This is a genomic window from Thalassospira profundimaris WP0211 (genome assembly GCF_000300275.1).
In the GTDB taxonomy this organism is placed as follows: Bacteria; Pseudomonadota; Alphaproteobacteria; order Rhodospirillales; family Thalassospiraceae; genus Thalassospira; species Thalassospira profundimaris.
Window position 1 is genome coordinate 69680 of the sequence record NZ_AMRN01000007.1, and the last position, 17821, is coordinate 87500.

The window sequence follows — 17821 nt, forward strand, 5'->3', positions numbered from 1 at the left end:
ATAAGGGAGGGGCGGCGAACAATTCGCCGCCCCGGATAGATCAGGCAGATCAATTCGGATGCAGATCGATCGCCGGGAAGTATTTCTTGTTCAGTTCTTCGTAAGAACCGTTTTCAAGCATTTCAGCCAGGGCTTTGTTGAAGATTTCCTTCAGGTCCTGGTCTTCCTTGCGAATACCGATACCGGCACCTTCGCCGAACCATTCGCTCGGTGCGAACTGGTTGGATACGAAGCCGTAACCGTTGCCTTCTTCGGAGCTTACCCAAGCGTCAAGCGTGCCCGAGTCAGCAAGGGTCGCGTCGACACGGCCTGCGGTCAGGTCAAGCAGGGCTTCGTCCTGGGTGCCGTACATGCGGATTTCGATACCCGGGAAGTTGTCTTCAAGGAAGTTTGCGTGCGTGGTCGAACGCTGAACACCGATCACCATGCCATCAAGCGCGTCTTCAATGACTTCGCCGTCTTTGTACGCGGTGATGCTCATGCCGTCCTTACCAACGAACACTGCCGGAGTGTTGCTATAATAGTCGGAGAAATCGATGGAACGCTTGCGTTCTTCGGTGATCGACATCTGAGCGATGATCGCGTCATATTTCTTGGCCAAAAGACCCGGGATCATGCCGTCCCAGTCCTGAGCAACGATTTCGCATTCGATCTTTGCGGTTTCGCAAAGCTTGTTGGCGAAATCAACGTCGAAACCGATGAGGTTGCCATTGTCGTCCATCATGTTGAACGGAGGGTAGGCACCCTCGGTCGCGATAACGACTTTTTCCCAGGCAGCACTTGCTGCCGAAGCACTCAGTGCAATGCCAATTGCTGCGGCAGATGCAACCTTGATCCAGTTTTTCATTCATAGTCTCCCTTGTTGATTGGAATGGCGCGCAACGACGTGCTCCCATTCTCGCGGCCAGAGCCAACCAGGCCCTGGTCTGCCCAAATCAGAAATCGCGCTGAAGAAACTGCTTCATGCGTTCCGATTTTGGATTCTCGAATACTTCGGTCGGATTGCCGAATTCCTCAACCCGTCCCTGATGCAAATACATCACATGACTTGATACACCGCGCGCAAAGCCCATCTCGTGGGTCACGACAAGCATCGTGCGGCCTTCTTCGGCAAGATCGGTCATTACCCTGAGAACTTCACCGACGAGTTCCGGATCAAGTGCCGATGTCGGCTCGTCAAACAGCAAGACGTCAGGTGAAATCGCAAGCGCGCGCGCAATGGCTGCACGTTGTTGCTGGCCGCCAGAGACATGACCGGGATAATAATCCCGACGTTCATACATCCCGACCTTTTGCAGCAACGCGTCTGCGTTTTCGATTGCTTCTTTTCTCGGAACTCCAAGCACGTGGATAGGTGCTTCGATGACATTCTCGAGAATGGTCAGGTGGCTCCAAAGATTGAAGCTTTGAAAAACCATCGCAAGCTTGGTACGAATACGCTGAAGCTGCTTCTTATCGGCTGCTTCCTGTGAGCCATCCTTGAGCCTCTTCATGCGGATCAGTTCACCTTTGACGTGAACAGCGCCAGCATTGGGCGTTTCAAGCAGGTTGATACATCTCAGAAACGTACTTTTGCCCGAACCGGACGAGCCAATAATCGAAATCACGTCCCCGGTATTGGCCGTAAGATCAATTCCTTTAAGAACTTCATGGTCCCCAAAGCTTTTGAACATCCCTTCGACCTGTAGGGCGGGTATGTCTTTGCTCATAACGAGTTTAAATTATCCCTGTTGAGAGTCTTCATTCTTCGTTCGTCTTAGCATCCCAAATCGGATGCTCCCCCACAAGACACGCCAAAGCGCCTCTCATTCCGTCAATAATTGCCTGTCCAACGAGAGCATTTCCACTGATATTTTGCAGTTTTATGAAGAAAACTGCGGTTTCAGACGGTTACACATCACCATTAACGACCGCATTGCACAAATCGTGCAGCAGTAAGGGATTTTACGCAATAAAAAACTACATGGATTTTAGGGAGAAGATGCACCCAAGACGGAATCCGGCCGGTGGTTGGCAAAGACCACGGTCTCAAACCATGCAAACCAGTGACCGTTTATAACCTAGTCGTTGTCGCGCACAGATTTCAGGAAGCCGATAACTTCTTCCCTGAGACGCTGGGCGAGTTTTCGCAATTCCTGGGAAGACGAGAGGAGCGAGTTGGCTTCCTCACTTACCATGTTGGCGGTATCAGAGACGGCCGACACATTTTGCGAGACTTCCTGTGTGCCCGATGCTGCACGTTGAACGCTGTCTGCAATCTCTTGTGTCGCAGCCCCTTGCTGCTCAACCGCGGCTGCAATGGCATTGCAGAATTCGTTGATCCGCTCGATGGTTCCGGAAATAGACCTGATCTCCGACACCGAACGGTTCGACGACCCCTGAATACCATCTACCTGAACCTGAATATCGCCAGTAGCCTTGTCCGTCTGATTGGCAAGCGATTTTACCTCACCGGCAACGACGGCAAAGCCCTTGCCAGCATCACCTGCACGAGCTGCTTCGATGGTTGCGTTTAGCGCCAGAAGGTTTGTTTGCCCGGCAATATCTTGAATGAGACCAACGACTTTGCCGATCCGCTCAGCGGCCTCGGCAAGCTCCGTGACTGTTGCAGAAGTACTGTTGACACCAGAAACTGCCTCGGTCGCAACTTCGATTGATTGCGTAACCTGTGCACCAATTTCGCGAATGGCAGCCGAAAGCTCTTCGGTTGCGGACGCCACGGCCTGCACGTTTTCTGTTGTTATGTTTGCAGCACTCGAAACAGCAGCCGCACGGGCCGTCGATTCCTCTGCATTGGCAGATAACTGAGTTGCGACCGACTGCGTTTTTTCGGCCGCGTCAGCCACTGTTTCCACTATGGAAAGAACACTCTTCTCAAAATTGTCCGCCATTTGTTCCATGGCGCGCCTGCGCGCCTCAGCCGCGTGTCTCGTCGCGGCCTCGTTCTCGCTCGCCAGACGGTCCACTTCTGCAGCGTTGTTTTTAAACACCAGAACAGCTGCGGCCATTGCGCCAATTTCGTCCTTGAGTTCCGTTCCCGGAACATCGACATCCCTCTGACCATTGGCGAGGCGGGTCATGGCCGACGTCATACTCATAACCGGCCGCGAAACCCAAATACGTACCAGCAGCCCCATCAGGCCCATTATGGCCAGAATGGCGATGATCGCGGTAATAATCGCGGTATATCGAAACTCGGTAAGCGACGCATATGCGGCATCGCGATCAAGTGCAAAGCCGAGATACCAGTTCACAGAAGGCAAGCCATTGACGCGGAAAAAGGTGAACAACTGATCGCCTGTGCCATCAATGATGTTCTCCATGCCTTCCTTTACCGTTGGTGTGTCGTCAGGAAACACTTCAGGCAGGGGTTTAAGGGTGAATTCCGCACCCGGGTGGATCAGCACCGTTCCCTGATCATTAACCAGAAAGCCATATCCGATCCCGCCCAAATCGATGCTGCGAACCAGATCACCAAGAATACCAATATCGATATCGCCGCCAACAACGCCAAGAAGATCTGATCCATCAAAAACAGGTGTGGTTGCCGTAACAATGAGCTGACCGGTGGATGCATCGGTGTAGGGTTCGGTAAGCGTACTGTCACCGACAGAAACTGCATCTGCATACCATGGGCGTTGGCGCGGGTCGTAGTCGGGCGGCAGATCATCGGGTGGATACATTGTCATCACACCATCAGCACTGCCGAAATAGGAATAGATAAATGACTCGGCAAATGCCTCACCGCTTGCGACTTCAGAGACATTGGCGGGGGAACTGTCACGGGCAATATTGTTAGCAAGGCTCTCAACCAACAGGCGCCGGCCATCAAGCCAGTTTGAAATGCCGGCAGTGGCCAACGAACCACTCTCGGTCAATTTAGCCACAAGCGCATTCTGGATGTATGTTCGTTGCTGATAGTCAAAATAAAGGATGAATGCCGTGAACGTCGCTACAACGATCATTGCCGCAGCAAGCAATATCCGGCTACCAATATTGAGCGACATGCAGCAATCCTCCGGAAGAAGTACATTACATTAAACAAATGTGGTTGCGTAACGCGATTACAAGCACTTGGCGCCGCGAACATTCAGGCTTTTGAAAAGCTGATACATCAGAACGTCTTCTCATTGCGGGATGCAACTAAAGTAGCACCCGACAAGAGATCGACATCACTATGAAATCTCTTTGTTTTCGGTATTGATTAATAACCACATTGCTATCAACTTTGAGTTTCCCCATATGAGGAAATGACTTGTAGCGAACTCTCACAAAATACCGATAAACGGAGGAAATTAATGAAACGCGCATTATTTGCAGGGATGGCGGTCGCGTTCGCGTTCGGGAGCACTGCTGCCGTTGCTCAGGATCGTTCTGACTGGCCGGAAAGCTTTACCGTCGGCACAGCTTCACAGGGCGGGACCTATTTCGCGTATGGTTCTGGCTGGGCGAACCTTGTCGCGGAAGAACTCGGCATCTCGGGTGGCGGTGAAGTCACCGGCGGCCCGATGCAGAACATGGCACTTGTCCATACCGGCGAAGCCGCCTTTGGTATGACAACGATGGGTCCGGCAGCGGAATCACTCGCAGGTACCAACCCGATTGCACCGGGTCTTCAGATGACCAATGCCTGTGCAATGTTCCCGATGTATCAGACACCGTTCTCGATCACGGCTCTCTCTTCTTCGGGAATTACCTCGGTTGCGGAAATTCCGGCGGGTGCCAAAATCGGCTTTGGTCCGGCAGGTTCAACCTCGGATACATATTTCCCGCGTATGCTAGAAGAACTCGGTGTTGACTTCGAACGTCGTAATGGCGGCTGGGCCGACCTTGGTGGCCAGCTGCAGGATGGCCTGCTTGACGTTATTGCGTTTGCCGCAGGTGTTCCGGTTCCGGCTGTCAGCCAGCTTGAAGTCCAGACTGACGTGAATATCATCGAATTCACCGAAGCTGAACAGAAACAGATCATGGATGCCTTCCCGGTATCCGAGTTCGACATCGCAGCCGACACCTACACCACACTGACGGAACCGGCGCGTTCGGTTTCGATGTGGAACTTCGCGATCGCCAACTGCGAGCTTCCGGAAAGCTTTGTTTACGCCGCCACCGACGTTGTGATGTCTGACAACGAGCGGATGGTATCAATCCACCGTGCGGCCCGTTCGACTGTTGCGGCAAACTGGGACAAGAACAAGGTCATGAAGTGGCACCCGGGTGCTGCCAAGTGGTTCAATGAGAATGGTGCATCCATTCCGGCAGACATGATCCACTAATTTTTGTCTGTTAAACATCTTGAAGGCGGACTGTCCGGGCGGACGGTCCGCCATCTTTCAATTATCAGCTTGCCTGTGGCCAAAAACAAACTTGCGTGAGAGCGGGGGAACAGATGACAAACAAAAGCCAGGTGGAAGACGAACACCTTATTGCCGATGGTGTTGACGAAGAGCCGGTCGAACATAATCGACGTCTTTTCGAAGGCACTGGCCTGACCTTTATCACGATTTCCGCTGCAATCTATGCAGCCTTCCACATGCTTGCACTGAATGGTGTTTCGCTCTCGGGTATGACGGGCGGGATTGTTAATTTGCCATTTCTTCCTGACTTTCCGCTTGAGACATGGAACTTCCGTATCGTTCACGTTGCGGGCGCACTTGCGCTTGGTTTTCTATGGTACTCGGCCAACAGTTTTAATGACAGCCCGGGCACAGGCACACCGCTTTTGGGGTATCTGTCATATGTTCTTCTCGTGCCGGCATTCATGGCCACCGGTATGGCGTTTAGCTTCGCGCTCGACATCCAGAACGGCGTGATGTGGAACGGCATTGATGCGACAATCAAGTTTAATGAAACTTGGCTTTTCGGAACACCGCTTCTGGTGGCGACGGTCGGCGGTATTGTTTTGTCTTGGTTCCACAAAACATCGCGCGAAAAATATTCGGCCCCCGACTTTGTGCTCTGCGTCTGTGCCTTCGCAGTCGCTGTTTATCTGATCACGATTTATGGCACATTGATGCGCAACTCGACGGGGACACCCTTTGCGCCAATCGGGATTTCAATCGCTGCTGTTGCTGGCACATTGCTGATCATGGAATTGACCCGAAGGGTTGCCGGTTTGGCACTGGTGGTCATCGCGACCATCTTCCTGATATACGTTTTCGTTGGTGAATTCCTGCCAGGGTTCCTGCAGTCGCCATCTGTTACATGGCAGCGTTTCTTTAGCCAAGTTTACACTGACGCAGGGATCCTCGGCCCGACGACGGCCGTTTCGTCGACCTACATCATTCTCTTCATCATTTTTGCAGCCTTCCTGCAGGCGTCCAAGGTTGGCGACTATTTCGTGAACTTTGCCTTCTCGGTCGCAGGTCGTGCCCGTGGTGGCCCGGCAAAGGTTGCGATCTTTGCATCCGGTTTGATGGGCATGATTAATGGTACGTCTGCCGGGAACGTTGTGGCGACCGGTTCGCTCACCATTCCGCTGATGAAAAAGGTCGGCTATCACAAAAAGACCGCTGGCGCGATTGAGGCTGCAGCCTCAACCGGTGGTCAGATCATGCCGCCGATTATGGGGGCAGGTGCCTTCATCATGGCCGAGATCACTGGCATTCCATATACCGAGATCGCGATTGCAGCCGTCATTCCGGCCATCCTTTACTTCGTATCGATCTATTTCATGGTCGATTTTGAGGCCGCGAAACTTGGTATGCGCGGCATGCGCGAAGATGAATTGCCGCGCTTTGATGTAATGATCAAAAAGGTATTCCTGTTCCTTCCGATCGTCATTCTGATCATTGCACTGTTCCTAGGCTATTCCGTGATCAGGGCAGGGACCCTTGCCACCGTTGCGGCTGTCGTTGTCAGTTGGTTAACGCCAAATCGCGTGGGGGCACGGTCAGTGGCCAAGGCCTTTGAGCTGGCAGGTGGCATGTCGATCCAGATCATCGCGGTCTGTGCCTGCGCAGGTATCATCGTCGGTGTGATTGCACTTACCGGGGTTGGTGCACGCTTCTCCAATCTGCTGCTGGGTTTGGCCGAAGCCTCCCAGCTTCTGGCACTGGTCTTTGCCATGCTGATTGCCATTTTGCTTGGTATGGGAATGCCGACAACGGCGGCCTATGCGGTTGCCGCATCTGTGGTGGCGCCAGGCCTGATTGAGCTTGGAATTGAACCACTTACGGCACACTTCTTCGTGTTTTACTTTGCTGTGGTTTCGGCGATCACACCGCCGGTGGCGCTGGCATCCTATGCTGCGGCCGGGATATCGGGGGCCAACCCGATGGAAACATCGGTTGCGTCATTCAAGATCGGTATTGCCGCCTTCATCGTACCGTTCATGTTCTTCTATAACTCTGCCGTCCTCATGGACGGAACCTATCTTCAGATAGGTCAGGCGCTGATTACGGCCGTTGTGGGCGTATTCCTTCTATCGTCTGGCGTTCAGGGCTGGTTCCTTGGCCGTTCGGCGGTTTGGTTCTTGCGCGTTCTGCTCGTTATCGCAGCGTTGTTCATGATCTCCGGCGGTCTGATTACGGATCTGATCGGGGTGGGGATGGCAATCGGGACGCTCTTCATCCAGCGAATTTTGAAGCCGAAACCAGGAACGACATTCCGGACTGGCGGGGCTGACTAAGCCCTACGACGCAAATACATATAAAAAGAAAAAGCGCACCACATTTGGTGCGCTTTTTCGCTTTTGGTTGAACTCGTATTCAGTTGCCTAGTCAACAACCTTCTTTACGAACTCCGATTTCAGCCCCATCTGACCGATCCCCGGGATTTTGCAATCGATATCGTGATCACCGTCAACAAGGCGAATGCCCTTAACCTTGGTCCCGACTTTAACAACAGCTGACGAACCTTTGACCTTAAGGTCCTTGATTACTGAAACCGTATCGCCATCGGCAAGTGGGGTGCCATTGGAATCGCGAACAACATTTGCATCCGCCTGACCTGTCGCAAGCGACCATTCATGGGCGCATTCAGGACAGATCAACAAGTCACCGTCTTCGTAGGTGTAGGGGGATTCACATTTGGGGCAGGGTGGCAGTTCGCTCATATCAGTGACCTTTCGACGATTATGACGTCCTGACAGATACGGCTTGGCAGCACGCAGAGAACATCACCGTGCGATTACTGTACTGGCTTTTGCACTGTCTTGGAGTAAGTGGCGGAGAGGGTGGGATTCGAACCCACGGTACCCGTAAAGGCACGGCGGTTTTCAAGACCGCTGCATTCAACCGCTCTGCCACCTCTCCGCAAAACTGGTTGGAGCGTTTCGCTCTGGGCGCTTTCAATAAATTGGGGAGAATGACCTGTCAATAGGGCAATCCAATATTGCAGCGAAAGCTGGTGATTTATCCTGATTTCAGTATGGTAATGGAAGCCAACAAACCAATTCTTTTTGGAATTCTCTAACGTGTTCTACTTCCTGTCCAAAACGGTAAGCATCCTGAGCGACGCTGTATTCATGCACGGTTTCCTCCTCACGGTTTTGTTGGGGTTCATGCTCCTCAAAAGAACACGCAAATTTGCAGTTGTTGGATTGATTATTGTGAGCGGAGCCTCGTTGCTAATCACGGTTATCCCGGTTGGAGATATGCTCTCACATCCTCTTGAAACCCGGTTCGAGAAACCAAAACTCTCACAGATCGAGTTTGCTGGAACCGTCACATTGGCTGGGAGCCTTGACCCAGACAGTTACCTTGAGCGCGGCGAAATGAACGTAGGGCAGTCCGCAGACCGGATATTCGCGATGCTGCGGGTTGCCGGCTTGTATCCTGACAAACCTGTCTTGTTTACTGGTGGGGATGGCAATCTGACAGAACGTGGATTTAGCGAAGCATTCGTCCTTGAAAACTGGTTGGACGAATCGGGCCTCAAGACGTCGAACATGTATTTTGAAAAAAAATCTCGGAACACGCACGAGAACGCGACGAAATCTCTGGAGATGGTTTATCGCGATTGGCCAGAACTTGCCAAAAAGCCTTGGGTGCTAATCACTTCGGCGCAACATATGCCAAGGGCGGCAGGTGTATTCCGTCAGGCCGGCTGGAATGTGATCCCGTATCCGGTCGACAGATTCACCTCAGATGACATCCATTTAGCAAGTCTTAACGTCTCTGGCGGTATCAAATCGTTGGGCCGTGCTTTGCGGGAATGGGTTGGTTTGACCGCCTATTACTGGACCGGCCGCACAGATGCATGGTTCCCTGGGCCGCAAAATCCTGGGGCGGAAAACTGATTACATGATTGGATGAGGCTTAGATGAAATTCTGGAAACTACTGACTGCCGCCTCCGTCGTTGCTGTAATGGCGGCAAATGCACCGGCCTTTGCACAGACCGATGAGAAACTTCCAGAATTCACCACCGAGGGATTTGACGAATGGCTCGTTGAATTCAAAAAGGAAGCTGCAAGCAAAGGCATTTCCGATGCCACACTTAACGTTGCCTTTGCCAATACCAAACCGATCCCCAAAGTGATCGAATATGATCGCAGCCAGCCAGAATTCAAACTGACCTTTGAACAATATCTTGATCGGGTTGTGCCGCAATCCCGCATCAATGAAGGTCGCAAGAAGTACGCCGAAAACCGCGACATCATTGACGCCGCGGCCAAGAAATACGGTGTGCCAGGCCACTATCTGACAGCGTTCTGGGGCATTGAAACCGGATTTGGCCGTTTCACCGGCGGTTATTCAGTTGTTGATTCACTTGCGACCTTGGCATTTGAGGGACGACGCGCCGAATATTTCCGCAAAGAATTGATGAACGCGTTGACCATCATTGATGCCGGCCATATCGCGCCGGAAAAGATGTCGGGCTCTTGGGCCGGGGCCATGGGGCAGGCGCAGTTTATGCCATCTACTTTCCTGAATTACGCACGCGACGGCAACGGTGATGGCAAGATTGATCTTTGGGGAGCCAAGGAAGACGTCTTTGCCTCTGCAGCAAACTATCTGTCTTCTGTCGGATGGCACGCAGACGAGCGCTGGGGCCGCAAGATTTCGCTGCCGGAAAACTTCAACACCGAGTTTGAAGGTCGCGATATCCGCAAACCAATTTCTGAATGGCAGGAGCTTGGCGTTCGCATGCCAAACGGCGCAGATTTGCCTGCGGCTGACATGGAAGCATCAATTGTCATCGTAAATGACGGTGAAGGTCCCGCATATATGGTTTATAACAACTTCCATACCATCATGCATTGGAACCGTTCGACTTACTTTGCGATTGCGGTTGGCACATTGGCCGATGCGATTGCCGGTCGTTAAAAACAACGTCCGGAAAAAAACGGACACCTTGTCTGAACGAGCATGGACAGAGCATCTACAAGCGGGGACACCTTGATGCCCAAACCACGAAAAAGTGCCTTCGCACATCTGCGAACCAAATGCCGCATTACCCTGACGGTTGCAGCATTTGGCGTATTGCTGGCGGGCTGTGCTGAAACGCAACTGGCCGTCCATGGCGTCAAACGGCTTGGCGGTCAGTCACAACAACCTTCCCAAATCGGCAACTACAAGATCGGCAATCCATATGAGATTGCCGGACAGTGGTATTATCCGGCCGTAGATTACGAATACACAGAAACCGGTATTGCATCCTGGTATGGCCCCAAATTCCATGGCAAGAAGACCGCCAACGGCGAGATTTTTGATCAGTATGAAGTTTCGGCCGCCCATCGAACCTTGCCACTGCCGAGCATCGTTCGGGTGACAAACCTTGAAAACGGCAAGTCGATCAAGGTACGGGTCAATGACCGTGGACCATTCGCGCATGGGCGGATCATCGATATGTCGCGCCGCGCAGCCCAGCTCCTCGGGTTTGAGCGAAAAGGTACGGCGAAGGTTCTCGTTGAAGTGGTTGAAGCCGAAAGCCGTCAAATCGCAGCAATCGCGCAAGGCAAAGCTGCCCCGCAAGTTACCTCGGCCGAACAAAGCACCGTTACGGCAGCACCGCGCGATGTTGTTGAAACAGTCCGTCTCGATGACGGGCCGATTACCGATGCAGGCGAACCGACGACATCGAGTATCAAACTGACACCGCCGTCTTCCAGCGCCAGTGTTCAATCTGCACCGCTTGATGGCGTGGTCGAAGAGGCCGCCGTGGTTGAAGTTGCACCTGTTGCATCGTCTTCGATCTATGTCCAGGCGGGTGCCTTTTCCATTTATGACAATGCCTTAAACCTGCGCAATCGCCTTTATGATCTTGCCCCCAGCAAGATTGAGTCAATCGATGTCAAGGGCACGACCTTTTACCGCGTGCGGCTTGGTCCGTTGGAAACAGTCCCGGAAGCGGACATCCTGCTTGAACGGGTGATTGCAACCGGCCAAAACGGGGCAAAAGTTGTCGTTGAGTGTGCTGATGGCGGCTCGGCGACATCAGTCTGTTGATTGAAAAAAGCCGGTTATGCTACCGCTTTAAAATGCCGGGTTTGTTGGTGTTGCACAATTCTGCCGAATTTGCGACATAAGCAAATCAGCGGATACACCGTTTCCCGGTGCATAGAGAAATTATTTTACAGGGTTAGAATGCCATGACTTTGATGCCGCCAGTTCCGTTCAAAAACACTCTGAACCGGGTAGTGGCCGGAGCCTTTATTTTTGGCTCAGTCATGGCAATGTCGATGAGCTTTGCAAGCGCGCAGGCAATAGAGACCAGCGCACGTGAAGCTTTCATGATGGACTTCGATACCGGCGCTGTGCTGCTTGATAAAGAAGGGGACACCCTGACTGAGCCGGCTTCGATGACCAAAATGATGACCGTTCATATGCTGTTCAAGTATATCAAGGACGGTCGCGTTTCGATGGACGACACCTTCCACGTAAGTGAGAAAGCCTGGCGCAAGGGCGGATCGAAAATGTTTGTAGAGGTGAACTCCAACGTTTCGGTCTCGGATCTGCTGCACGGCATTATCGTTCAGTCGGGAAATGACGCGGCAATCGTCGTCGCAGAGGGAATTGGTGGATCCGAAGAAGCCTTTGCCGAGGCAATGACCGAGGAAGCCCGCGCAATCGGCATGACCAAGTCTGTCTTTAAGAACGCCACTGGCTGGCCAGCGGACGGCCACCTTGTGACGGTTCATGATCTTGCCATTCTTGCGCGCGACACCATTCGCAATTTCCCGGACCTTTACGAGCTCTATTCCGTCAAGGAATTCACCTATAACGGTATCCGTCAACCCAACCGTAACCCGCTATTGGGCACGAGTGCCGGTGTTGACGGCCTTAAAACCGGTCACACCGAAGCGGCCGGATACGGTCTTACGGCGTCAGCCGAGCGTGACGGGCGTCGGTTGATCCTTGTGGTTAACGGTTTGGATTCTGTACGTGAACGTCGCACGGAGTCCCAAAAGCTTCTGGATTGGGGCTTCCGCGAATTTGACAACTACGATTTGTTTGCCGAGGGCGAAACCGTGAGTTCCGCCAATGTTTGGTTGGGTTCCGAAACCAAGGTTGATCTTGTCGCTGACAAAGAAATCCTTTTGACACTGCCGCGCAGTGCGAGCCGCGATATGAAGGTCACCGTCGTCTATGATGGCCCGGTGCCGGCCCCGATCAGCCAAGGCGATCAGATCGCAACACTTAAGGTCGAAGTCCCGGACCGGGACATCATCGAGTTCCCGCTTTATGCCGCCCATGATGTCGGACGCCTTGGATTTGTTGGCCGTATTGGCGCAGCCTTCAAATATCTTCTCTGGGGGGCAAACGGGTGAAGTCGAAGCCCGGTTTGTTCATCAGTTTCGAAGGCGGTGAAGGCAGCGGAAAGTCCACCCAGATCCACCATTTGGCAACCTGGTTCCGCGAGCAGGGCCGGGATGTTCTGGTCACGCGTGAACCTGGCGGCTCGCCGGGTGCCGAGGAAATCCGCAACCTTATTCTGACGGGCGATCCCGGTCGCTGGGACGCCGTAACCGAAGCGCTTCTGATGTTTGCTTCGCGTCGCGATCATGTTGAACGCACAATTCGTCCGGCCCTTGCCGAGGGAAAAGTCGTTCTTTGTGACCGGTTCGCGGACTCATCAGTTGTCTATCAGGGCTACGGCCATGGCCTTGGTGCAGACTATATCCGCAATCTTTGGAAACTGGCGATCGGCGATTTCAAACCTGATCTGACCGTAATTTTTGATCTGCCGCTTGAAGTTGGTCTTGACCGAGCTGGAGCACGCTTTGCCAATGTCAGTGCCGCTGAGGACCGCTATGAACGCATGGGACTTGCATTTCACGAGCGCATACGTGACGGTTACCGTGAAATTGCAGCAACTGAAAAAGACCGGTGTGTCGTCATTGACGCCAGTGGAGACATCGAAACCGTAGGTGAACGTGTCATCGCCGCTGTTCAGGGGCGCATTGCCGGGCAGGGGATCTGATCATGGCCAAGGACGACCTTCCCGAAGAAGAAAACCCCTTTGACCCACGACGCAATGATGCCCTTCTTGGCCACGAAGAGGCCGAGAAAGTTATTCTTGATGCATGGAACAGCAAACGCATGCATCACGCTTGGCTGCTCTGTGGCCCCAAGGGCGTCGGCAAGGCAACGCTTGCCTATCGTATGGCACGTTTTATCCTTTCTGGCGGCGGAAACAATGCCGGTGCAGGGCTGTTTGGCGACCAGAATGACGGTCTTTACGTCGATCCGGAAGACCCGGTAGCGCGACGAATTGCCGGCGGCGGTCATGGTGATCTTAAGGTTATCGAGCGTCAGTACGACGACAAGAAGAAGCGCCTGCAGGGCGAAATCACCGTAGCCAGCGTGCGCACGGTTGGCAATTTCATGTCGAAGACATCGGCAGAGGGCGGATGGCGGATCGTTATTGTTGATGCCGCCGATGAACTGAACCGCAATGCTGCCAACGCGATCCTCAAGGTTCTCGAAGAACCGCCAGCCAACGCTATGATGATCCTGGTTGCCCATCATCCGGGACGGTTGCTACCGACCATTCGGTCGCGCTGTCGTCGTCTCAATCTTGGCCCGCTGCAAGATCATCAGGTTGTCGATCTTCTGGGGCGTTATTGCCCGGATATGGATCTTGGCGCACGTGACGCACTTTCGGGTCTCGCAGAAGGCAGCATCGGTCGTGCACTTCAACTCCATGAAGTGGGCGGGCTTGAGCTTTATACCGAACTTGTCGATATCATCGCCGCACTCCCCAATGCCGATGTCGCAACCCAACACAAGTTTGCAGAGCGATTTTCACCGGCAGACAAGGACGCGGCCTTTGCAACAATCACCGAATTGATGCATTGGTGGCTTGCGCGAATGATCCGGTTTGCCGCCACAGGGCAGGCGCCCCGCGAAGTCGTAGACGGTGAATTGCCCGCCATGCAGCGCATGGCAGCCGCGCAACCGCTTGATCAATGGCTGGAGGTATGGGAAAAGATCAACGAATTGATGGGCGCGACCCGCGGTTTGCATCTTGATCGCAAGCAAGCCTTGCTGAATGCATTCTTCATGCTTGAAGAAACCATGCGAACCTGACATCACTGCCCACATACCGAAATTTTGACCATCACGGCCCATTTCGGGCCGTTTTGTTTCACGACTTGCGCGAAGGATTTGCGACCATGACCGGGCACAAACAGCCCTATTACATCACGACACCGATCTATTACGTCAACGACAAGCCCCATATCGGCCATGCCTATACCACGCTTGCCTGTGACGTTCTGGCCCGCTTCAAGCGCCTGGACGGTTATGACGTGATGTTCCTGACCGGAACCGATGAACACGGTCAAAAGGTCGACAAGTCGGCCGCGGCCAAGGGCATTGCTCCGCAGGCGTTTACAGACCAGGTATCGCAGAACTTCCGCGATCTTGCCGTTCACATGAACTATTCCAACGATGACTTCATCCGCACCACTGAAGAACGTCACATAAAGGCGTGTCAGGCGCTTTGGAATACGTTGCTTGAAAAGGGCGAGATTTATCTGGGCTCCTATGATGGCTGGTATTCGGTCCGTGACGAGGCGTTCTACGGCGAGAAGGAACTGATCGAAAAAGACGGCGAAAAACTTGCTCCAACCGGCGCACCGGTGGAGTGGGTGTCTGAGCCAAGTTATTTTTTCAAGTTGTCTGCTTGGGGCGACCGCCTGCTGGAATTCTACGAACAGAACCCGGACTTCATCGCACCCCAGTCACGCCGTAACGAAGTGATCAGCTTTGTGAAGGGTGGCATGCATGATCTTTCCGTATCGCGCACCAGCTTCAAATGGGGTGTTCCGGTGCCAGGTGACGAAGACCACGTCATGTATGTCTGGCTCGATGCCCTGACCAACTATCTGACCGCGATCGGTTACCCGGATGCAGATCCGGCCAAACTTGAAAAATATTGGCCTGCTGACCTACATATGGTCGGTAAGGACATCCTGCGTTTCCATGCGGTTTACTGGCCTGCCTTCCTTCTGGCGGCCGGTATCACACCGCCCAAGCGCGTCTTTGCCCACGGCTGGTGGACCAACGAAGGCCAGAAGATCTCCAAATCGATCGGTAATGTGATTGATCCGTATGACCTGACCGATAAATACGGTCTGGATCAGACGCGTTACTTCCTGATGCGTGAAGTGCCGTTTGGCAATGATGGTGACTTTTCTCATCGTTCCATGGTCAACCGCATGAACAGCGAACTGGCCAACGATCTGGGCAATATGTGCCAGCGTGTTCTGTCGATGATCCACAAGAACTGCAACGCTGCGATCCCGACCCCGGGCGAGTTCACCGACGCAGACAAGGAAATCCTCACCAAGGCGCACGGCATGCTTGATACCGTGCGTCCGCTCTTTGACGAGCAGGCGTTCAACAAGGGGCTGGAAGCGATCTGGAGCCTTGTGGGTGATGCCAACCGGTATGTCGATGAAATGGCGCCTTGGGGCCTGAAAAAGACGGATCCGGCACGTATGGAGACGGTTTTGTATGTGCTGGCCGAGGTCATTCGCCACGTCGGTATCCTTGTTCAACCAATCATGCCGGACTCAGCGGCCAAAATCCTTGATCAGCTGGTGCTGGCCGATGATCAGCGCGGGTTTGATGCGCTTGGTCCGAACAATGCCCTGAAACCGGGGTCGGGCATTCCGAAACCGGCTGGCGTTTTCCCGCGCTATGTCGAGACCGAGGATGAAGGAGAGAAGGCATGAATGTCGCCCTTGTCGACAGCCACTGCCATCTGGACTACCCGCAGTTTTCCGACGATCTGAGCGGAACCCTTGCGCGGGCCAAAAACGCCGGCGTTGGCATGATGGTCAGCATCGGCGTTAAACTGACGACCTTTGACAAGGTCCGCGCGGTTGCCGAACAATCTGATCATATCTATTGCACGATTGGCGTTCATCCACACGAAGCCGGCGAGGAGGGGCTTTCAAGCCCCGATGCCCTGATCGAAAAGGCATCCGACCCGAAAGTCATCGGCATCGGCGAAAGTGGTCTTGATTATTTCTATGACAATGCCCCGCGTGATGCGCAGCAGCAAAGCTTTCGTGCCCATATCGCGGCTTGCCGCGAAACGGGTTTACCCTTGATCGTCCATACCCGTGATGCCGATGACGACACCATGGATATTCTGGAAGAAGAATATGAAAAGGGGCGGTTTACCGGCGTTATTCATTGCTTTTCCAGTTCGGCAACGCTGGCACAGCGTGCGTTGAAGATCGGATTTTATATTTCTTGTTCGGGCATCATCACCTTTAATTCCGCCAAGGAAATTCGTGCCGCTGTTGAAGACGTACCGCTAGATCGACTGTTGGTGGAAACCGACGCGCCGTATCTCGCACCAGTGCCCAAGCGCGGCAAACCAAACGAACCGAGCTACGTTGCCCATACGGCGGCGAAGCTAGCCGAAATCAAGGGTGTTACAATTGAAGAAATCACGCAAATAACGACGGATAACTTCTTCAAACTGTTCACAAAAGCTGATCGGAACAACCTGCTTGCGCTGGGAGCAGAATAACAGTGACGAAGGTAACCATCCTTGGCTGCGGCTCCTCAAATGGTGTGCCATCGGTTGGCCTTGGATGGGGAAAGTGCGACCCGAACAATCCGAAAAACCAACGTTTACGCAGCTCGATCCTGATCGAAGAAGCTGGGAAAAAGATCCTTGTCGACGTGACACCGGATTTTCGCCAGCAGGCGCTGACGCACGGTATCGACCATGTCGATGCGATCCTGTTTACCCATTCGCATGCCGATCATGTGCATGGCATTGATGATGTTCGCTGGTTGAATGTCGCCATGGAACGTCCGATTGATATATATGCGAATGCACAGACCATCTCGGACATCGATCATCGTTTCAATTATGTCTTCACGCCGCTGCCAGAAGGCGTTGAGTTCTATTTCAAACCGGTATTGATCCCGCATGTCATCACAGGGCCGATCACGCCAGCAGGGGTCCCAATCACGGTTTTCAGCCAAGACCACGGCTATGGCGAGACCCTGGGTTTCAAAATAGGGAAGTTTGCCTATTCAACGGATGTGGTTGAGTTCCCCGAAGAATCCAAACAACATCTCTATGATCTGGATGTCTGGGTCGTGGATTGCTTGCGGCATCGTCCGCACAACACGCACGCACATCTAGAGAAACTTCTTGGTTGGGTCGAGGAATTCAAACCCAAGCAAGTCTATATGACGCACATGAGCATCCAGTTTGACTACGCACAGGCGATGGCAGACACGCCAGACCATGTTGAACCAGCTTATGATGGCTTGGTTATTGAGGTGAACTAAGGACAAAAGACTTCAGAGGTGAGGTCGAAATGTCCTAACTCGACACCACACCGAATAGTTCTATAATAGTTCTATAATATATATTATGACAAATTACGGCCAGTGCTTTTCC

The 17821-nt window shown here is 53.1% G+C and carries 15 protein-coding genes and 1 tRNA gene; 11 read left to right on the forward strand and 5 right to left on the reverse strand.

All coding sequences use genetic code 11. The features are described 5' to 3' along the window. Nucleotides 1-49 precede the first annotated feature (49 nt). The 3 genes from TH2_RS13705 to TH2_RS13715 form a co-directional block, all read right to left on the reverse strand. Nucleotides 50-847: a transporter substrate-binding domain-containing protein gene (locus tag TH2_RS13705; protein WP_008891031.1), complete on the reverse strand. Its 798-nt coding sequence runs from the start codon at nt 845-847 to the stop codon at nt 50-52. A gap of 88 nt (nt 848-935) precedes the next feature. After that, a complete protein-coding gene (locus tag TH2_RS13710; RefSeq protein WP_008891032.1) occupies nt 936-1709 on the reverse strand; it encodes an ABC transporter ATP-binding protein in 774 nt (257 codons plus the stop codon). A 351-nt stretch (nt 1710-2060) separates the two neighbouring features. Next, entirely contained in the window at nt 2061-4007 is a 1947-nt protein-coding gene (locus TH2_RS13715; RefSeq protein ID WP_008891033.1) for a methyl-accepting chemotaxis protein, read from the reverse strand. 291 nt (nt 4008-4298) lie between these two features. On the opposite strand from TH2_RS13715, the gene TH2_RS13720 reads away from it, so the two are divergent. Next, entirely contained in the window at nt 4299-5273 is a 975-nt protein-coding gene (locus TH2_RS13720) for a TAXI family TRAP transporter solute-binding subunit (protein WP_008891034.1), read from the forward strand. A gap of 113 nt (nt 5274-5386) precedes the next feature. Next, nucleotides 5387-7627 carry a TRAP transporter permease gene (locus tag TH2_RS13725; protein ID WP_008891035.1) on the forward strand — a complete coding sequence of 747 codons (2241 nt, stop codon included), beginning with the start codon at nt 5387-5389 and terminating at the stop codon, nt 7625-7627. Nucleotides 7628-7714: 87 nt separating this feature from the next. On the opposite strand, the gene TH2_RS13730 is transcribed toward TH2_RS13725, so the two are convergent. Next, complete coding sequence (locus TH2_RS13730) at nt 7715-8053, reverse strand: zinc ribbon domain-containing protein YjdM (RefSeq protein WP_008891036.1); 339 nt, start codon at nt 8051-8053, stop codon at nt 7715-7717. 109 nt (nt 8054-8162) lie between these two features. Then, a tRNA-Ser gene (locus tag TH2_RS13735) sits at nt 8163-8252 on the reverse strand. A 161-nt stretch (nt 8253-8413) separates the two neighbouring features. Between TH2_RS13735 and TH2_RS13740 the strand changes: the two genes are divergently transcribed. From TH2_RS13740 to TH2_RS13780, 9 genes are all read left to right on the forward strand, one after another. Further along, nucleotides 8414-9238, forward strand: a complete 825-nt coding sequence (locus TH2_RS13740) for a YdcF family protein (protein ID WP_157194115.1) — start codon at nt 8414-8416, stop codon at nt 9236-9238. Nucleotides 9239-9261: 23 nt separating this feature from the next. Next, the gene (locus TH2_RS13745; protein WP_008891038.1) at nt 9262-10266 is read left to right on the forward strand and encodes a lytic murein transglycosylase; all 1005 of its coding nucleotides are present in this window, start codon (nt 9262-9264) and stop codon (nt 10264-10266) included. Between the two features lie 75 nt (nt 10267-10341). Then, complete coding sequence (locus TH2_RS21895) at nt 10342-11388, forward strand: septal ring lytic transglycosylase RlpA family protein (RefSeq protein ID WP_008891039.1); 1047 nt, start codon at nt 10342-10344, stop codon at nt 11386-11388. 143 nt (nt 11389-11531) lie between these two features. Next, complete coding sequence (locus tag TH2_RS13755; RefSeq protein ID WP_051007642.1) at nt 11532-12710, forward strand: D-alanyl-D-alanine carboxypeptidase family protein; 1179 nt, start codon at nt 11532-11534, stop codon at nt 12708-12710. Continuing rightward, nucleotides 12707-13363 (forward strand): dTMP kinase, encoded by a 657-nt coding sequence (tmk, locus tag TH2_RS13760; protein WP_008891041.1) that lies wholly within the window; start codon nt 12707-12709, stop codon nt 13361-13363. Before TH2_RS13755 ends, tmk begins: the two co-directional genes overlap by 4 nt. Before the next feature lie 2 nt (nt 13364-13365). Then, nucleotides 13366-14472 (forward strand): DNA polymerase III subunit delta', encoded by a 1107-nt coding sequence (locus tag TH2_RS13765; protein WP_008891042.1) that lies wholly within the window; start codon nt 13366-13368, stop codon nt 14470-14472. Between the two features lie 86 nt (nt 14473-14558). Continuing rightward, complete coding sequence (gene metG, locus TH2_RS13770) at nt 14559-16124, forward strand: methionine--tRNA ligase (protein ID WP_008891043.1); 1566 nt, start codon at nt 14559-14561, stop codon at nt 16122-16124. Next, nucleotides 16121-16933, forward strand: coding sequence for a TatD family hydrolase (locus tag TH2_RS13775; protein ID WP_008891044.1), 813 nt, complete (start codon nt 16121-16123; stop codon nt 16931-16933). Before metG ends, TH2_RS13775 begins: the two co-directional genes overlap by 4 nt. A 2-nt stretch (nt 16934-16935) precedes the next feature. Beyond that, the gene (locus TH2_RS13780; protein ID WP_008891045.1) at nt 16936-17709 is read left to right on the forward strand and encodes an MBL fold metallo-hydrolase; all 774 of its coding nucleotides are present in this window, start codon (nt 16936-16938) and stop codon (nt 17707-17709) included. Nucleotides 17710-17821: the final 112 nt, after the last annotated feature.